At 70.3% G+C, this 364-nt stretch carries 1 protein-coding gene; it reads right to left on the minus strand.

All coding sequences use genetic code 11. The features are described 5' to 3' along the window. Positions 1–364: NAD(P)H-hydrate epimerase (locus QP415_RS10930; protein ID WP_285100076.1), on the minus strand; the 364-nt coding region annotated here is incomplete at both ends.

Below are 364 nucleotides of genomic sequence, written 5' to 3' on the forward strand. Positions count from 1 at the left end.
CGTGATCGCGCCGTCGTCGTCGGTCAGGCCCGAGGGGACGTCGATCGCGATGACGGGGCGCGGTTTGATGGAGGAGAGCCTGTTGAGGACCTCCACGGATTCCGCGAGCACACCCGTGAGCGGGCCATGGGCGCCGGTGCCCACGATGCCGTCGATCCAGGCGTGCGCGAGGAACACTTCGGACCACGCGGGCGTGTTCTCAATGGAGCGCAACGACTGGCCGTCCAGGTCGACGATGCGCACGCCCGCTTCCTGGGCGGCGGCGAGGGCGCGGCGATGGCAGCGCTTCTTCAGGAGGTAGGCGGTCGCCCCGATTCCTCCGCGCGCGAGGATCGCGCAGGCGTAGAGGGCGTCCCCGCCATTG

Source organism: Pauljensenia sp. UMB3104 (assembly GCF_030217285.1).
In the GTDB taxonomy this organism is placed as follows: Bacteria; Actinomycetota; Actinomycetes; order Actinomycetales; family Actinomycetaceae; genus Pauljensenia.